The 13,503-nt window shown below is 57.6% G+C and carries 18 protein-coding genes and 1 pseudogene; 9 read left to right on the forward strand and 10 right to left on the reverse strand.

The window, feature by feature from the left end:
• The first annotated feature begins 2 nt into the window (after positions 1-2).
• Genes LAC65_RS01960 through LAC65_RS01970 form a run of 3 tightly spaced genes read left to right on the forward strand, consistent with a single transcriptional unit; the run spans position 3 to position 2,800 of the window.
• Positions 3-911 (forward strand): TniB family NTP-binding protein, encoded by a 909-nt coding sequence (locus tag LAC65_RS01960; RefSeq protein WP_000393453.1) that lies wholly within the window; start codon positions 3-5, stop codon positions 909-911.
• Entirely contained in the window at positions 908-2,125 is a 1,218-nt protein-coding gene (locus LAC65_RS01965) for a TniQ family protein (RefSeq protein ID WP_000801210.1), read from the forward strand. The genes LAC65_RS01960 and LAC65_RS01965 overlap by 4 nt, the downstream gene beginning before the upstream one ends.
• 60 nt (positions 2,126-2,185) lie before the next feature.
• Positions 2,186-2,800: a recombinase family protein gene (locus LAC65_RS01970; protein WP_000904941.1), complete on the forward strand. Its 615-nt coding sequence runs from the start codon at positions 2,186-2,188 to the stop codon at positions 2,798-2,800.
• 52 nt (positions 2,801-2,852) lie between these two features.
• Here LAC65_RS01970 and merE read toward each other — a convergent pair whose 3' ends face one another.
• From merE to merT, 6 genes are read right to left on the reverse strand one after another with little or no spacing between them, the layout of a single operon-like run.
• Entirely contained in the window at positions 2,853-3,089 is a 237-nt protein-coding gene (gene merE, locus LAC65_RS01975; RefSeq protein ID WP_001087809.1) for a broad-spectrum mercury transporter MerE, read from the reverse strand.
• Positions 3,086-3,451, reverse strand: coding sequence for a mercury resistance co-regulator MerD (merD, locus tag LAC65_RS01980; RefSeq protein ID WP_003465059.1), 366 nt, complete (start codon positions 3,449-3,451; stop codon positions 3,086-3,088). The genes merE and merD overlap by 4 nt, the downstream gene beginning before the upstream one ends.
• Before the next feature lie 16 nt (positions 3,452-3,467).
• Positions 3,468-5,114, reverse strand: coding sequence for a mercury(II) reductase (gene merA / locus LAC65_RS01985; RefSeq protein ID WP_000136268.1), 1,647 nt, complete (start codon positions 5,112-5,114; stop codon positions 3,468-3,470).
• Positions 5,111-5,356: a mercury resistance system transport protein MerF gene (gene merF, locus LAC65_RS01990; protein WP_000654684.1), complete on the reverse strand. Its 246-nt coding sequence runs from the start codon at positions 5,354-5,356 to the stop codon at positions 5,111-5,113. Before merF ends, merA begins: the two co-directional genes overlap by 4 nt.
• 2 nt (positions 5,357-5,358) lie before the next feature.
• Complete coding sequence (gene merP, locus LAC65_RS01995) at positions 5,359-5,634, reverse strand: mercury resistance system periplasmic binding protein MerP (protein ID WP_000735441.1); 276 nt, start codon at positions 5,632-5,634, stop codon at positions 5,359-5,361.
• Positions 5,635-5,649: 15 nt separating this feature from the next.
• Positions 5,650-6,000, reverse strand: coding sequence for a mercuric ion transporter MerT (gene merT, locus LAC65_RS02000; protein ID WP_032454987.1), 351 nt, complete (start codon positions 5,998-6,000; stop codon positions 5,650-5,652).
• A 71-nt stretch (positions 6,001-6,071) separates the two neighbouring features.
• On the opposite strand from merT, the gene merR reads away from it, so the two are divergent.
• Complete coding sequence (merR, locus tag LAC65_RS02005) at positions 6,072-6,506, forward strand: Hg(II)-responsive transcriptional regulator (RefSeq protein WP_000429838.1); 435 nt, start codon at positions 6,072-6,074, stop codon at positions 6,504-6,506.
• A 117-nt stretch (positions 6,507-6,623) separates the two neighbouring features.
• On the opposite strand, the pseudogene LAC65_RS02010 reads toward merR, so the two are convergent.
• From LAC65_RS02010 to aadA1, 4 genes and pseudogenes are all read right to left on the reverse strand, one after another.
• Positions 6,624-6,860 (reverse strand): annotated as a pseudogene (locus LAC65_RS02010) (GNAT family N-acetyltransferase); the annotation flags it as partial.
• A 127-nt stretch (positions 6,861-6,987) separates the two neighbouring features.
• Positions 6,988-7,827 (reverse strand): sulfonamide-resistant dihydropteroate synthase Sul1, encoded by an 840-nt coding sequence (gene sul1, locus LAC65_RS02015; protein ID WP_000259031.1) that lies wholly within the window; start codon positions 7,825-7,827, stop codon positions 6,988-6,990.
• Positions 7,821-8,168: a quaternary ammonium compound efflux SMR transporter QacE delta 1 gene (locus tag LAC65_RS02020; protein ID WP_000679427.1), complete on the reverse strand. Its 348-nt coding sequence runs from the start codon at positions 8,166-8,168 to the stop codon at positions 7,821-7,823. The genes sul1 and LAC65_RS02020 overlap by 7 nt, the downstream gene beginning before the upstream one ends.
• A 163-nt stretch (positions 8,169-8,331) precedes the next feature.
• Positions 8,332-9,123, reverse strand: a complete 792-nt coding sequence (gene aadA1 / locus LAC65_RS02025) for an ANT(3'')-Ia family aminoglycoside nucleotidyltransferase AadA1 (protein ID WP_001206316.1) — start codon at positions 9,121-9,123, stop codon at positions 8,332-8,334.
• Between the two features lie 145 nt (positions 9,124-9,268).
• Here aadA1 and intI1 point away from each other — a divergent pair, with 145 nt between their 5' ends.
• The 5 genes from intI1 to LAC65_RS02050 all read left to right on the forward strand — a co-directional run bounded on the left by intI1 (position 9,269) and on the right by LAC65_RS02050 (position 13,461).
• On the forward strand, positions 9,269-10,282 hold the full coding sequence (intI1, locus tag LAC65_RS02030; RefSeq protein ID WP_000845048.1) for a class 1 integron integrase IntI1: 1,014 nt from the start codon (positions 9,269-9,271) through the stop codon (positions 10,280-10,282).
• A gap of 307 nt (positions 10,283-10,589) precedes the next feature.
• Positions 10,590-11,153: a recombinase family protein gene (locus LAC65_RS02035; RefSeq protein ID WP_224144810.1), complete on the forward strand. Its 564-nt coding sequence runs from the start codon at positions 10,590-10,592 to the stop codon at positions 11,151-11,153.
• 876 nt (positions 11,154-12,029) lie between these two features.
• Complete coding sequence (locus tag LAC65_RS02040; RefSeq protein ID WP_224144811.1) at positions 12,030-12,377, forward strand: hypothetical protein; 348 nt, start codon at positions 12,030-12,032, stop codon at positions 12,375-12,377.
• On the forward strand, positions 12,377-12,670 hold the full coding sequence (locus LAC65_RS02045) for a hypothetical protein (protein WP_224144812.1): 294 nt from the start codon (positions 12,377-12,379) through the stop codon (positions 12,668-12,670). The genes LAC65_RS02040 and LAC65_RS02045 overlap by 1 nt, the downstream gene beginning before the upstream one ends.
• Positions 12,670-13,461 carry a hypothetical protein gene (locus LAC65_RS02050; RefSeq protein ID WP_224144813.1) on the forward strand — a complete coding sequence of 264 codons (792 nt, stop codon included), beginning with the start codon at positions 12,670-12,672 and terminating at the stop codon, positions 13,459-13,461. Before LAC65_RS02045 ends, LAC65_RS02050 begins: the two co-directional genes overlap by 1 nt.
• Positions 13,462-13,503: the final 42 nt, after the last annotated feature.

Raw genomic sequence — 13,503 nt, forward strand, 5'->3', positions numbered from 1 at the left:
CCGTGGAAGAATATCCCATCATCGACTTGTCCCACCTGATGCCGGTGGCCCAGGGCTTGGCCCGTCTTCCGGCGGACGAACGCATCCATCGCCTTCGCGCTGACCGCTGGATCGGCTATCCGCGAGCAGTCGAGGCGCTGAATCGGCTGGAAGCCCTGTATGCGTGGCCGAACAAACAACGCATGCCCAACCTGCTGTTGGTCGGTCCAACCAACAACGGCAAGTCGATGATCGTCGAGAAATTCCGCCGCACCCACCCGGCCAGCTCCGACGCCGACCAGGAGCACATTCCGGTACTGGTCGTGCAGATGCCATCCGAACCGTCGGTAATCCGCTTCTACGTCGCGCTACTTGCCGCGATGGGCGCGCCATTGCGCCCGCGCCCACGGCTGCCGGAAATGGAGCAATTGGCGCTGGCACTGCTACGCAAGGTCGGCGTGCGCATGCTGGTGATCGACGAATTGCACAACGTCCTGGCCGGCAACAGCGTCAACCGCCGGGAATTCCTCAACCTGCTGCGTTTCCTCGGCAACGAGCTGCGCATCCCGCTGGTCGGGGTCGGCACACGCGATGCCTACTTGGCGATCCGCTCGGACGACCAGTTGGAAAACCGCTTCGAGCCGATGATGCTGCCGGTGTGGGAGGCCAACGACGATTGCTGCTCACTGCTGGCCAGCTTCGCGGCTTCGCTCCCGCTGCGGCGACCCTCGTCGATTGCCACGCTGGATATGGCCCGCTACCTGCTCACGCGCAGCGAGGGCACCATCGGCGAGCTGGCGCACCTGTTGATGGCGGCGGCCGTCGCTGCCGTGGAGAGCGGTGAGGAAGCGATCAACCATCGCACGCTCAGCATGGCCGATTACACCGGTCCCAGCGAGCGGCGGCGGCAATTCGAGCGGGAACTGATGTGAAGCCAGCGCCACACTGGCCACTGCATCCGGCTCCCAGGGAAGGCGAAGCCTTGTCTTCGTGGCTCAACCGCGTGGCCCTTTGCTATCACATGGAGGTGTCCGAGCTGCTGGAGCACGATCTTGGTCACGGCCAGGTTGATGACCTGGACACCGCGCCACCACTGGCGCTGCTGGCGATGCTCTCCCAGCGGAGCGGCATCGAGCCGGACCGGCTGCGTTGCATGAGTTTCGCCGGCTGGGTGCCTTGGCTACTGGACAGCCTTGATGATCAGATTCCAGACGCATTGGAAACCTATGCGTTCCAGCTCTCGGTGCTGCTGCCGAAACTCCGCCGTAGGACGCGATCCATCACGAGCTGGCGTGCCTGGCTGCCCAGCCAGCCGATACATCGCGCCTGCCCGCTCTGTCTGAACGACCCGGCAAACCAAGCCGTACTGCTTGCATGGAAGCTGCCCCTGATGCTGAGCTGCCCGCTGCATGGCTGCTGGCTGGAATCCTATTGGGGCGTGCCTGGGCGGTTTCTCGGCTGGGAGAACGCCGACACTGCGCCGCGCACCGCCAGCGACGCGATTGCGGTGATGGACCGGCGCACCTGGCAGGCACTGACGACCGGCCATGTGGAGCTGCCGCGCCGACGCATCCACGCTGGATTGTGGTTTCGGCTACTACGCACGCTGCTCGATGAGCTGAACACCCCGCTTTCGACGTGCGGAACCTGCGCGGGGTATCTCCGCCAAGTCTGGGAAGGCTGCGGGCATCCGCTGCGTGCTGGGCAAAGTCTGTGGCGACCGTATGAAACCCTGAACCCGGCAGTACGGTTGCAGATGCTGGAGGCGGCGGCAACGGCAATCAGCTTGATTGAGATGAGGGATATAAGCCCGCCGGGCGAGCATGCAAAGCTGTTCTGGTCCGAACCCCAAACCGGTTTCACCAGTGGCCTGTCGGCGAAAACGCCGAAGCCCGAACCCGTCGATCACTGGCAACGGGCAGTCCAGGCCATCGATGAGGCCATCATTGAAGCGCGGCACGACCCCGAGACGGCACGCTCGCTGTTCGCGTTGGCTTCCTATGGTCGGCGCGACCCCGCTTCCCTGGAACAGTTGCGCGCCACCTTCGCAAAGGAAGGCATCCCCCCGGAATTCCTGTCACATTACGTGCCTGATGGACCCTTTGCATGTCTTAGACAGAATGACGGGTTAAGTGACAAATTTTGACGACCAGAACTTTCCGGTGCACACTGTCACATAATCGAACGTATATGTGACAGGTACGACATGCTGATAGGCTACATGCGGGTATCGAAGGCGGACGGCTCCCAGGCTACCGATTTGCAGCGCGACGCGCTGATTGCCGCCGGGGTCGATCCAGTACATCTTTACGAGGACCAGGCATCCGGCATGCGCGAGGATCGGCCCGGCTTGACGAGCTGCCTGAAGGCGTTGCGAACTGGCGACACACTGGTCGTGTGGAAACTGGATCGGCTCGGACGCGACCTGCGACATCTCATCAACACCGTGCACGACCTGACTGGGCGCGGCATCGGCTTGAAGGTATTAACCGGGCACGGCGCGGCCATCGACACCACGACCGCCGCCGGCAAGCTGGTCTTTGGCATCTTCGCCGCCCTGGCCGAGTTCGAGCGCGAGTTGATCGCGGAGCGCACGATTGCCGGCCTAGCCTCGGCCCGCGCGCGCGGGCGGAAAGGCGGCCGGCCGTTCAAGATGACCGCCGCCAAGCTGCGGCTGGCGATGGCGGCAATGGGTCAGCCAGAGACCAAGGTCGGCGACCTGTGCCAGGAACTTGGCGTCACGCGGCAGACCCTGTATCGGCATGTTTCACCCAAGGGTGAGCTACGTCCAGATGGCGAGAAGCTACTCAGCCGAATTTGATGCCGGCATGAGGCAACGTAGCGACAGCGTGGTTTGTCTCAATGGGAAGCGCTCATGATCGATCTTTGAAGGCCCGCAGCAGTCGTGTCACAGACAGGACGAACAAACCGGTCAGCGTGAGGGCTGCGATACCCCAGTACTCTCCGATGAACGCGCCGGCCGTCGTGCCGGCCAGCACAATGGCGAGAATCGGCAAATGGCAGGGACAGGTGAGCACGGCCAGCGCGCCCCACAGGTAGCCGGTGATCGGTTTGTGCGTCTCGGACGGCAAGCGCTCGGGGCTGTTCATGGCAGACTCTCCGCGTGCTGTGCCGGCTCGGTCGGCATGGTGGCCAACTGCACCTCCAGATCGGCCAACGCTTCGCGCCGACGCTCGACGAACTGGCGCAGAACGGCAAGCTGCGCGGCCGCTTCATCGCCGTCCGCAGCATCCAGCGCCCGGCACAGCCGCGCCAGCGCGTCCAGGCCGATGCCCGCCTCGAAGGCCGCCCGCACGAAGCACAGCCGTTGCAAGGCGGCATCATCGAACAGGCCATAGCCGCCCGGGGTGCACGCCACCGGACGCAGCAATCCGCGCAGCAGGTAGTCGCGCACGATATGCACGCTCACCCCGGCATCAAGGGCCAGCCGGGACACGGTGTAGGCGCTCATTGAAAACCTCCTTTTTTTATCCAGCGCAGCAGGAAAGCTGCTTCACGTCCTTGTTGAAGGTCTGCGCCGCAAGCTTCAACCCCTCGACCATTGTCAGGTAGGGGAACAACTGGTCGGCCAGTTCCTGCACCGTCATGCGGTTGCGGATGGCGAGCACCGCCGTCTGGATCAGTTCGCCCGCTTCCGGGGCCACCGCCTGCACGCCGATGAGCCGTCCGCTACCTTCCTCGATGACCAGCTTGATGAAGCCGCGTGTGTCGAAGTTGGCAAGCGCTCGCGGAACGTTGTCGAGTGTCAGCGTGCGACTGTCGGTCTCGATGCCATCGTGGTGCGCTTCCGCCTCGCTGTAGCCCACGGTGGCGACTTGCGGGTCGGTGAACACCACTGCCGGCATCGCGGTCAGATTGAGGGCTGCGTCGCCGCCGGTCATGTTGATCGCGGCACGGGTGCCGGCGGCCGCTGCCACGTAGACGAACTGCGGCTGGTCGGTGCAGTCGCCGGCCGCGTAGATGTTCGGGTTGCTCGTGCGCATGCCTTGGTCGATAACGATGGCCCCTTGCGCATTGACAGTGACCCCCGCCGCGTCCAGCGCGAGGCTGCGCGTATTCGGTGCCCGACCGGTGGCAACCAGCAACTTGTCAGCGCGCAATTCACCGTGTCCGGTGGTCAGCACGAATTCGCCGTTCACATGGGCGACCTGGCTGGCTTGCGTGTGCTCCAGCACCTCGATGCCCTCGGCGCGGAAAGCGGCTGTCACGGCCTCGCCGATGGCCGGGTCTTCCCGGAAGAACAAGGTGCTGCGTGCCAGGATCGTGACCTGGCTGCCGAGCCGGGCAAAGGCTTGCGCCAGTTCCAACGCCACCACCGACGAACCGATCACGGCCAGGCGTGCGGGAATGGTGTCGCTGACAAGCGCTTCGGTGGAAGTCCAGTAGGGTGACTCTTTCAGGCCCGGAATCGGCGGCACGGCCGGACTGGCACCGGTGGCGACCAGGCAGCGGTCGAACGTTACCTCGCGCTCGCCACCCTCGTTCAAACGGACGACCAGGCTCTGGTCGTCCTTGAAACGCGCTTCACCGTGCAAAACGGTGATGGCTGGATTGCCGTCCAGGATGCCTTCGTATTTGGCGTGCCGCAGTTCATCGACACGGGCCTGCTGCTGGGCCAGCAGTTTGCTGCGGTCAATCGCAGGCACAGTTGCCGCAATACCGCCGTCGAACGGACTTTCCCGGCGCAGATGGGCAATATGGGCAGCGCGGATCATGATCTTGGACGGCACACAGCCGATATTGACGCAGGTGCCGCCGATGGTGCCGCGTTCGATCAGCGTGACCGTCGCGCCTTGCTCGACGGCCTTCAGCGCCGCCGCCATCGCGGCCCCGCCGCTGCCAATGATGGCGATATGCAAACCGGCGCCCTCAAGTGCATCACGGATTTTTGGTTCATCTTTGAAATCACCAACCCGGATCGAGCCTTGATAACCCAATGCGGCGATGGCGGCCAGCAGTTGGTTGTGGCTCACGGCGGTGTCTGCCATGACTTGCGCGCGGCTTTCTGGATAGGACACCACAGCGGCATTCACGCCGGGAATCTTTTCCAAAGCATCTTTGACATGGGTGGCGCAGGATGTGCAGGTCATGCCATTCACGGTGATTTCGGTCATTTTTTTACTCCATTGAATTTCGGGGTGCAGCAGGCATCGGCTTGGCGTTTTCGTTGGATGGCGTAGATGGTCAAGCCGATGAAAATCGCCAGCGCAGGCAGCAGCACATAGTCCAGATAGCCGGTCAGCGCGGACAAGCCGACCACACCGAGCAAAATGACCAGAACAGGGGTGAAGCAACACAGCGCCACGAGGGTTGTGCCAATGATGCTGACCCGCAGCAGTGTCTTCGGGTCTTTCATGATCAGTTCTTGACTGATGATGGGTAGCCCGCATCCTCGGTAGCCTTGGTCAGTTTCTGCACGCTGGTCTTGGCATCATCGAAGGTGACCACCGCTTCGCGCGTCTCGAAGGTCACGTCAACTTTACTGACGCCATCGACCTTGGAAATCGCCTTCTTGACAGTGATCGGACAGGCCGAGCAGGTCATGCCCGGTACGGACAGCGTAACGGTCTGGGTGGCGGCCCACACGGGGGCAACAACGGCAGCGAGGGCAAGGGCGGAAAGCAGCTTTTTCATGGTGAACTCCTGTGATCAATAGAAAAATGGCACGACGTAGGGAAATCCGAGCGCGACCAAAACCAGCACGGCCACGCCCCAGAAAATGAGCTTGTAAGTAGCTCGCACTTGGGGAATCGCGCAAACCTCACCCGGTTTGCAGGCGGCTGACGGCCGGTAGATGCGCCGCCAGGCGAAGAACAACGCCACCAGCGCCACGCCGATAAAGATGGGGCGATAGGGTTCCAACACCGTCAAGTTGCCGATCCAAGCGCCGCTGAACCCCAAGGCGATCAGAACCAGCGGCCCGAGGCAGCAAGCCGAGGCGAGGATGGCGGCCAGCCCGCCAGTGAAGAGCGCGCCGCACCCGTTTTGAGGTTCAGACATACGTTTGTCCTTTCGAATCTGAATTGGATAGCTTAAGCTTACTTCCGTAGTTATGTACGGAGTCAAGCGATATGGAAAACAATTTGGAGAACCTGACCATTGGCGTTTTCGCCAGGACGGCCGGGGTCAATGTGGAGACCATCCGGTTCTATCAGCGCAAGGGCTTGCTCCCGGAACCGGACAAGCCTTACGGCAGCATTCGCCGCTATGGCGAGACGGATGTAACGCGGGTGCGCTTCGTGAAATCAGCCCAGCGGTTGGGCTTCAGCCTGGATGAGATCGCCGAGCTGCTGCGGCTGGAGGATGGCACCCATTGCGAGGAAGCCAGCAGCCTGGCCGAGCACAAGCTCAAGGACGTGCGCGAGAGGATGGCTGACCTGGCGCGCATGGAGGCCGTGCTGTCTGATTTGGTGTGCGCCTGCCATGCGCGGAAGGGGAACGTTTCCTGCCCGCTGATTGCGTCACTGCAAGGGAAGAAAGAACCGCGCAGTGCGGACGCGGTGTAGCCCGAGGGAACTACGCCTTAGCGTGCTTTATTTTCCGTTTTCTGAGGCGACTCCAACGTCAGAAAAGACCGTGCGGTCGACTTTTGATATTTCGTGCTGTCGCCTTCTGAAAGTGACATCGGGATCCTCGGCCGACAAGGTGCAACAGCCGACGATGCCGTCGCTGCAACTCGCGACTAGGAGCTCGGATCTCAGGACGAAGGTCTCCGCGAATGTCCGGTCGATCCGCGCGACGTCCCAGGCGGGCGTTCCCTTGGCGGACATCCACGCCGCAGCGTCGTGCATCAGCCGCACAACCTCGTCGATATCACCCGAGCAGGCGACCCGAACGTTCGGAGGCTCCTCGCTGTCCATTCGCTCCCCTGGCGCGGTATGAACCGCCGCCTCATAGTGCAGTTTGATCCTGACGAGCCCAGCATGTCTGCGCCCACCTTCGCGGAACCTGACCAGGGTCCGCTAGCGGGCGGCCGGAAGGTGAATGCTAGGCATGATCTAACCCTCGGTCTCTGGCGTCGCGACTGCGAAATTTCGCGAGGGTTTCCGAGAAGGTGATTGCGCTTCGCAGATCTCCAGGCGCGTGGGTGCGGACGTAGTCAGCGCCATTGCCGATCGCGTGAAGTTCCGCCGCAAGGCTCGCTGGACCCAGATCCTTTACAGGAAGGCCAACGGTGGCGCCCAAGAAGGATTTCCGCGACACCGAGACCAATAGCGGAAGCCCCAACGCCGACTTCAGCTTTTGAAGGTTCGACAGCACGTGCAGCGATGTTTCCGGTGCGGGGCTCAAGAAAAATCCCATCCCCGGATCGAGGATGAGCCGGTCGGCAGCGACCCCGCTCCGTCGCAAGGCGGAAACCCGCGCCTCGAAGAACCGCACAATCTCGTCGAGCGCGTCTTCGGGTCGAAGGTGACCGGTGCGGGTGGCGATGCCATCCCGCTGCGCTGAGTGCATAACCACCAGCCTGCAGTCCGCCTCAGCAATATCGGGATAGAGCGCAGGGTCAGGAAATCCTTGGATATCGTTCAGGTAGCCCACGCCGCGCTTGAGCGCATAGCGCTGGGTTTCCGGTTGGAAGCTGTCGATTGAAACACGGTGCATCTGATCGGACAGGGCGTCTAAGAGCGGCGCAATACGTCTGATCTCATCGGCCGGCGATACAGGCCTCGCGTCCGGATGGCTGGCGGCCGGTCCGACATCCACGACGTCTGATCCGACTCGCAGCATTTCGATCGCCGCGGTGACAGCGCCGGCGGGGTCTAGCCGCCGGCTCTCATCGAAGAAGGAGTCCTCGGTGAGATTCAGAATGCCGAACACCGTCACCATGGCGTCGGCCTCCGCAGCGACTTCCACGATGGGGATCGGGCGAGCAAAAAGGCAGCAATTATGAGCCCCATACCTACAAAGCCCCACGCATCAAGCTTTTGCCCATGAAGCAACCAGGCAATGGCTGTAATTATGACGACGCCGAGTCCCGACCAGACTGCATAAGCAACACCGACAGGGATGGATTTCAGAACCAGAGAAAGAAAATAAAATGCGATGCCATAACCGATTATGACAACGGCGGAAGGGGCAAGCTTAGTAAAGCCCTCGCTAGATTTTAATGCGGATGTTGCGATTACTTCGCCAACTATTGCGATAACAAGAAAAAGCCAGCCTTTCATGATATATCTCCCAATTTGTGTAGGGCTTATTATGCACGCTTAAAAATAATAAAAGCAGACTTGACCTGATAGTTTGGCTGTGAGCAATTATGTGCTTAGTGCATCTAACGCTTGAGTTAAGCCGCGCCGCGAAGCGGCGTCGGCTTGAACGAATTGTTAGACATTATTTGCCGACTACCTTGGTGATCTCGCCTTTCACGTAGTGAACAAATTCTTCCAACTGATCTGCGCGGGAGGCCAAGCGATCTTCTTCTTGTCCAAGATAAGCCTGTCTAGCTTCAAGTATGACGGGCTGATACTGGGCCGGCAGGCGCTCCATTGCCCAGTCGGCAGCGACATCCTTCGGCGCGATTTTGCCGGTTACTGCGCTGTACCAAATGCGGGACAACGTAAGCACTACATTTCGCTCATCGCCAGCCCAGTCGGGCGGCGAGTTCCATAGCGTTAAGGTTTCATTTAGCGCCTCAAATAGATCCTGTTCAGGAACCGGATCAAAGAGTTCCTCCGCCGCTGGACCTACCAAGGCAACGCTATGTTCTCTTGCTTTTGTCAGCAAGATAGCCAGATCAATGTCGATCGTGGCTGGCTCGAAGATGCCTGCAAGAATGTCATTGCGCTGCCATTCTCCAAATTGCAGTTCGCGCTTAGCTGGATAACGCCACGGAATGATGTCGTCGTGCACAACAATGGTGACTTCTACAGCGCGGAGAATCTCGCTCTCTCCAGGGGAAGCCGAAGTTTCCAAAAGGTCGTTGATCAAAGCTCGCCGCGTTGTTTCATCAAGCCTTACGGTCACCGTAACCAGCAAATCAATATCACTGTGTGGCTTCAGGCCGCCATCCACTGCGGAGCCGTACAAATGTACGGCCAGCAACGTCGGTTCGAGATGGCGCTCGATGACGCCAACTACCTCTGATAGTTGAGTCGATACTTCGGCGATCACCGCTTCCCTCATGATGTTTAACTTTGTTTTAGGGCGACTGCCCTGCTGCGTAACATCGTTGCTGCTCCATAACATCAAACATCGACCCACGGCGTAACGCGCTTGCTGCTTGGATGCCCGAGGCATAGACTGTACAAAAAAACAGTCATAACAAGCCATGAAAACCGCCACTGCGCCGTTACCACCGCTGCGTTCGGTCAAGGTTCTGGACCAGTTGCGTGAGCGCATACGCTACTTGCATTACAGTTTACGAACCGAACAGGCTTATGTCCACTGGGTTCGTGCCTTCATCCGTTTCCACGGTGTGCGTCACCCGGCAACCTTGGGCAGCAGCGAAGTCGAGGCATTTCTGTCCTGGCTGGCGAACGAGCGCAAGGTTTCGGTCTCCACGCATCGTCAGGCATTGGCGGCCTTGCTGTTCTTCTACGGCAAGGTGCTGTGCACGGATCTGCCCTGGCTTCAGGAGATCGGAAGACCTCGGCCGTCGCGGCGCTTGCCGGTGGTGCTGACCCCGGATGAAGTGGTTCGCATCCTCGGTTTTCTGGAAGGCGAGCATCGTTTGTTCGCCCAGCTTCTGTATGGAACGGGCATGCGGATCAGTGAGGGTTTGCAACTGCGGGTCAAGGATCTGGATTTCGATCACGGCACGATCATCGTGCGGGAGGGCAAGGGCTCCAAGGATCGGGCCTTGATGTTACCCGAGAGCTTGGCACCCAGCCTGCGCGAGCAGCTGTCGCGTGCACGGGCATGGTGGCTGAAGGACCAGGCCGAGGGCCGCAGCGGCGTTGCGCTTCCCGACGCCCTTGAGCGGAAGTATCCGCGCGCCGGGCATTCCTGGCCGTGGTTCTGGGTTTTTGCGCAGCACACGCATTCGACCGATCCACGGAGCGGTGTCGTGCGTCGCCATCACATGTATGACCAGACCTTTCAGCGCGCCTTCAAACGTGCCGTAGAACAAGCAGGCATCACGAAGCCCGCCACACCGCACACCCTCCGCCACTCGTTCGCGACGGCCTTGCTCCGCAGCGGTTACGACATTCGAACCGTGCAGGATCTGCTCGGCCATTCCGACGTCTCTACGACGATGATTTACACGCATGTGCTGAAAGTTGGCGGTGCCGGAGTGCGCTCACCGCTTGATGCGCTGCCGCCCCTCACTAGTGAGAGGTAGGGCAGCGCAAGTCAATCCTGGCGGATTCACTACCCCTGCGCGAAGGCCATCGGTGCCGCATCGAACGGCCGGTTGCGGAAAGTCCTCCCTGCGTCCGCTGATGGCCGGCAGCAGCCCGTCGTTGCCTGATGGATCCAACCCCTCCGCTGCTATAGTGCAGTCGGCTTCTGACGTTCAGTGCAGCCGTCTTCTGAAAACGACATAAAAACCTGTCTCAAAAGTTCTCTTTTCTTGTCTCAAAAGGTTGTTATGGCCTTTTGATACATGTATATTTATGAGACTAACTTTTGAGACAAGGATCTATCACATGTCAGTAATCGGGTACGCTCGTGTATCAACCAACGAACAGACCATCGCAAACCAGCAACAGCAAATCTCTGAAGCTGGCTATCAGGTAACCAAGTGGTTCAGTGATTCCGCTGTATCGGGTGGCATAAAAGCTTCTGAGCGTCAGGGGTTCAGTGACCTCCTGAACTATGTTCGTGAAGGGGACACGCTTATCTGTGTCGCAATTGACCGTCTTGGACGCAACACAATCGACGTACTGTCCACAGTTGAACTTCTACAGGCTAAGGGCGTTAAGATTGTTAGTTTGAGAGAGGGTTTTGACCTGTCTACTCCGGTCGGGAAAGCCATGCTGACCATGATGGCTGGACTCGCATCACTGGAAAAAGATCTTATTGCAGAACGCAGAACAGCAGGCATTAAGCGTGCTCAGTCAGAAGGTGTCCATTGTGGCAGGCCAATCAAAGCCACTGGAGAGCAGGTTGAACAGTTGGTTAAGGCTGGCATGTCACCAAAAGACATCATGTCCCGACTGAACATCAGCAAGGCAACATTCTACCGTCTCAAGCAACAGGCGATATCGTGACAGGTTAATCCACAGCGGGTCTGTAGAGGCTCACGCTGTACAGAACGCTTCTCAGACGCTCTCACAGCGCATCTGTACAGATATTTCAGGGTCCCTCTGCGATAGAAAGGTAACGCCAAGCTCTCCACCCCTAAGCACCTGTGCACACACGCTCCAGATATTTTCCCAGACACTTCCCCATACCCCGTAACAAAACACCCCCTCTGTTTTTAAAAAACTAAAAAAGGTCACCCAATAATGTCCATCAGAATTTCCCGATCAGAAATTGAGTACAACCGCAGATTGTCAGCAGAAGATCGTCAGCGTGAGATTCAGCGCCAACGTGCTCATAAGCAGGCTAAAGCAACCGCACACCTTTTGCGCAGACTCCCGGTAGAGAAGGGTTTCCATTACACCAATAGCACTGGTGACCATGTCTCACCTGACCGCCTTTCAATCTCTCTCCGCTAAGCATAAATAAAACTGAAAATCAAGCGTTATCTATTGACAATATTGTTACAAAAAGTTACTATTAATAAGTGGACAGAAAAAGATGGTTGTTTCTTTAGATGGGGTTATCCATCAGACGCTGCCCACAATCCTCCAGTGATATCCGCAAAAACTTCCCCCCTTCAAAATCCTGTAGATTTCTCCGACCCTCTCCATCGGTTTCAGATTGCAGGTGCAAAGCCACTAATCCTTCCTTGCAGGGTAAGCGGTCTCCAGTGGTTTTTGCGGATATTGTCTTGTCATTTCACTATCCGATCCTGATTAGCTCTTCCCTGATGATCGGGGAAGGGCATTTTTTAATGAGAGACCTAATAATGATCCCTGCAATCCTTACAACAATTCTCGTCGTGCTTCTATGCCGCGCTGATTCCATGTGGAGACAACGCAATGCTTGAAGTAAGCGAACTCCTTAAGCTGATGGAATCACAGCAAGAATCCCCCAGCGTTAAAACAATCGACCAGCATACCCAGCAAACAGACCGACTTTCAGAACTTGAAACAGAGTTGATTACGGTCAAGCGAAATCTAAGTGTGACCCGTAAGAACATTGCCCATTATCAACAACTCGCTAAGCAGATGCTCAAAACACACCCTGAAATGTTTGGTGCTGAAGTGGTTAAGCTGTTGCAGAACATCGTTACTGCGAAGGTTATGAAAGACCACCCGGAACTATTCGCTGAACTCCATAAGCTTGAACAGCGTGTTGAACATATTTCTAAAGAAGTGGGTGCTTAATGAATGATGACCACATTATCAAATGGCGTGATGAATCTGACCTCAGCCGTGGCTTCGTGATTGACCTCGACAATGTATCGACAGGTCAGATCTTCAGATGTGTCTATACCGAGCCTCATTTGCTCGTTAACGGATTTTTTGACGCTTTCCTCCTGATGCAATTTTCCCCCGTAGAAGCTGCCGCTGCCGCTAACGACCTCTACCAAACAACTCGTGACCAGTTGGATCAGCTTATTGATCGTCTGCGTTCACAGTCTTATGTACAAATCCCTGTAAACATGGAATTTCACTAATGAACATCGACCAACCTCGCCAGCACATTGCACCATCCGACGATTACAATACCCGAATGGTTACCCTCAACGGCGCGACTCATATCAAGATTTCCCAGCCGACAATGCTCGACAGTGACGGTACGTTGATTGAAAGCTTTCAACGTGAAGCTGAGAATCTCAAAGCTGCTGCACAATCACAGTCAGATGATATCGTGGCAAGTAAACAGGCTGACTATGATGATTTATTTCCGTCTGAGAAGCGGATCGCAATTGAGCGCCATTACACGCCAATCATCAAAAAACTCGCATCTGAACACGAGGCAGCTTGTGATGCTGTGACCGAATTCGAAGACGATCAAACGCGTTTCAGATCTGACCTCCAAGCTCGTTTTGCATTCGACCTAAAGCATCCTGATGTCAAAACATTGTTCTGTTCATCCGACACACATTTTAATGAGATGCTGAAAACGGGTCACCTCCATATTGATGGTTACAAGCTGGTTGAAAGGCGCTCCTCTGGTGGTTACACACTCATGGTTGGAGACGCACCTGTCAGTACGCCAACTTCATCTCGCTTGGTCTTCATCCCTATCGCAGTTGAAAGTCTCATGTCATACGCACACAGCGCAGAGGCTCTGGATTACTCGAAAGCAATTTATGATGCAGATCTACAACGTCTTATCACTTGCCGTAAAGCAGCAGCCGTAAAGCTCACTGAAGCGAAGCAGAAAGCGCGTGCAGCTCTTGATGCAATTCCGACCTTTGAACAGCTCATCTCTGATGCGGTTAAACGTGCTGCGAAGAAGTAACCCCCACACAATTAAGCCCCCTACCTAAAGCTCTGGTTATCG

It is taken from the genome of Pantoea eucrina, assembly GCF_020079945.1.
In the GTDB taxonomy this organism is placed as follows: Bacteria; Pseudomonadota; Gammaproteobacteria; order Enterobacterales; family Enterobacteriaceae; genus Pantoea; species Pantoea eucrina.

What these genes read in the sequence shown, in the direction of transcription:
- intI1 (WP_000845048.1), top strand. Translation starts at nt 9,269, where the DNA reads ATGAAAACCGCCACTGCGCCGTTACCACCGCTGCGTTCGGTCAAGGTT.
- merF (WP_000654684.1), bottom strand. Translation starts at nt 5,356, where the DNA reads ATGAAAGACCCGAAGACACTGCTGCGGGTCAGCATCATTGGCACAACC.
- aadA1 (WP_001206316.1), bottom strand. Translation starts at nt 9,123, where the DNA reads ATGAGGGAAGCGGTGATCGCCGAAGTATCGACTCAACTATCAGAGGTA.
- merT (WP_032454987.1), bottom strand. Translation starts at nt 6,000, where the DNA reads ATGTCTGAACCTCAAAACGGGTGCGGCGCGCTCTTCACTGGCGGGCTG.
- LAC65_RS02045 (WP_224144812.1), top strand. Translation starts at nt 12,377, where the DNA reads ATGAATGATGACCACATTATCAAATGGCGTGATGAATCTGACCTCAGC.
- merE (WP_001087809.1), bottom strand. Translation starts at nt 3,089, where the DNA reads ATGAACAGCCCCGAGCGCTTGCCGTCCGAGACGCACAAACCGATCACC.
- merD (WP_003465059.1), bottom strand. Translation starts at nt 3,451, where the DNA reads ATGAGCGCCTACACCGTGTCCCGGCTGGCCCTTGATGCCGGGGTGAGC.
- merR (WP_000429838.1), top strand. Translation starts at nt 6,072, where the DNA reads ATGGAAAACAATTTGGAGAACCTGACCATTGGCGTTTTCGCCAGGACG.
- merP (WP_000735441.1), bottom strand. Translation starts at nt 5,634, where the DNA reads ATGAAAAAGCTGCTTTCCGCCCTTGCCCTCGCTGCCGTTGTTGCCCCC.
- LAC65_RS02040 (WP_224144811.1), top strand. Translation starts at nt 12,030, where the DNA reads ATGCTTGAAGTAAGCGAACTCCTTAAGCTGATGGAATCACAGCAAGAA.
- sul1 (WP_000259031.1), bottom strand. Translation starts at nt 7,827, where the DNA reads ATGGTGACGGTGTTCGGCATTCTGAATCTCACCGAGGACTCCTTCTTC.
- LAC65_RS02050 (WP_224144813.1), top strand. Translation starts at nt 12,670, where the DNA reads ATGAACATCGACCAACCTCGCCAGCACATTGCACCATCCGACGATTAC.
- merA (WP_000136268.1), bottom strand. Translation starts at nt 5,114, where the DNA reads ATGACCGAAATCACCGTGAATGGCATGACCTGCACATCCTGCGCCACC.
- LAC65_RS02020 (WP_000679427.1), bottom strand. Translation starts at nt 8,168, where the DNA reads ATGAAAGGCTGGCTTTTTCTTGTTATCGCAATAGTTGGCGAAGTAATC.
- LAC65_RS01970 (WP_000904941.1), top strand. Translation starts at nt 2,186, where the DNA reads ATGCTGATAGGCTACATGCGGGTATCGAAGGCGGACGGCTCCCAGGCT.
- LAC65_RS02035 (WP_224144810.1), top strand. Translation starts at nt 10,590, where the DNA reads ATGTCAGTAATCGGGTACGCTCGTGTATCAACCAACGAACAGACCATC.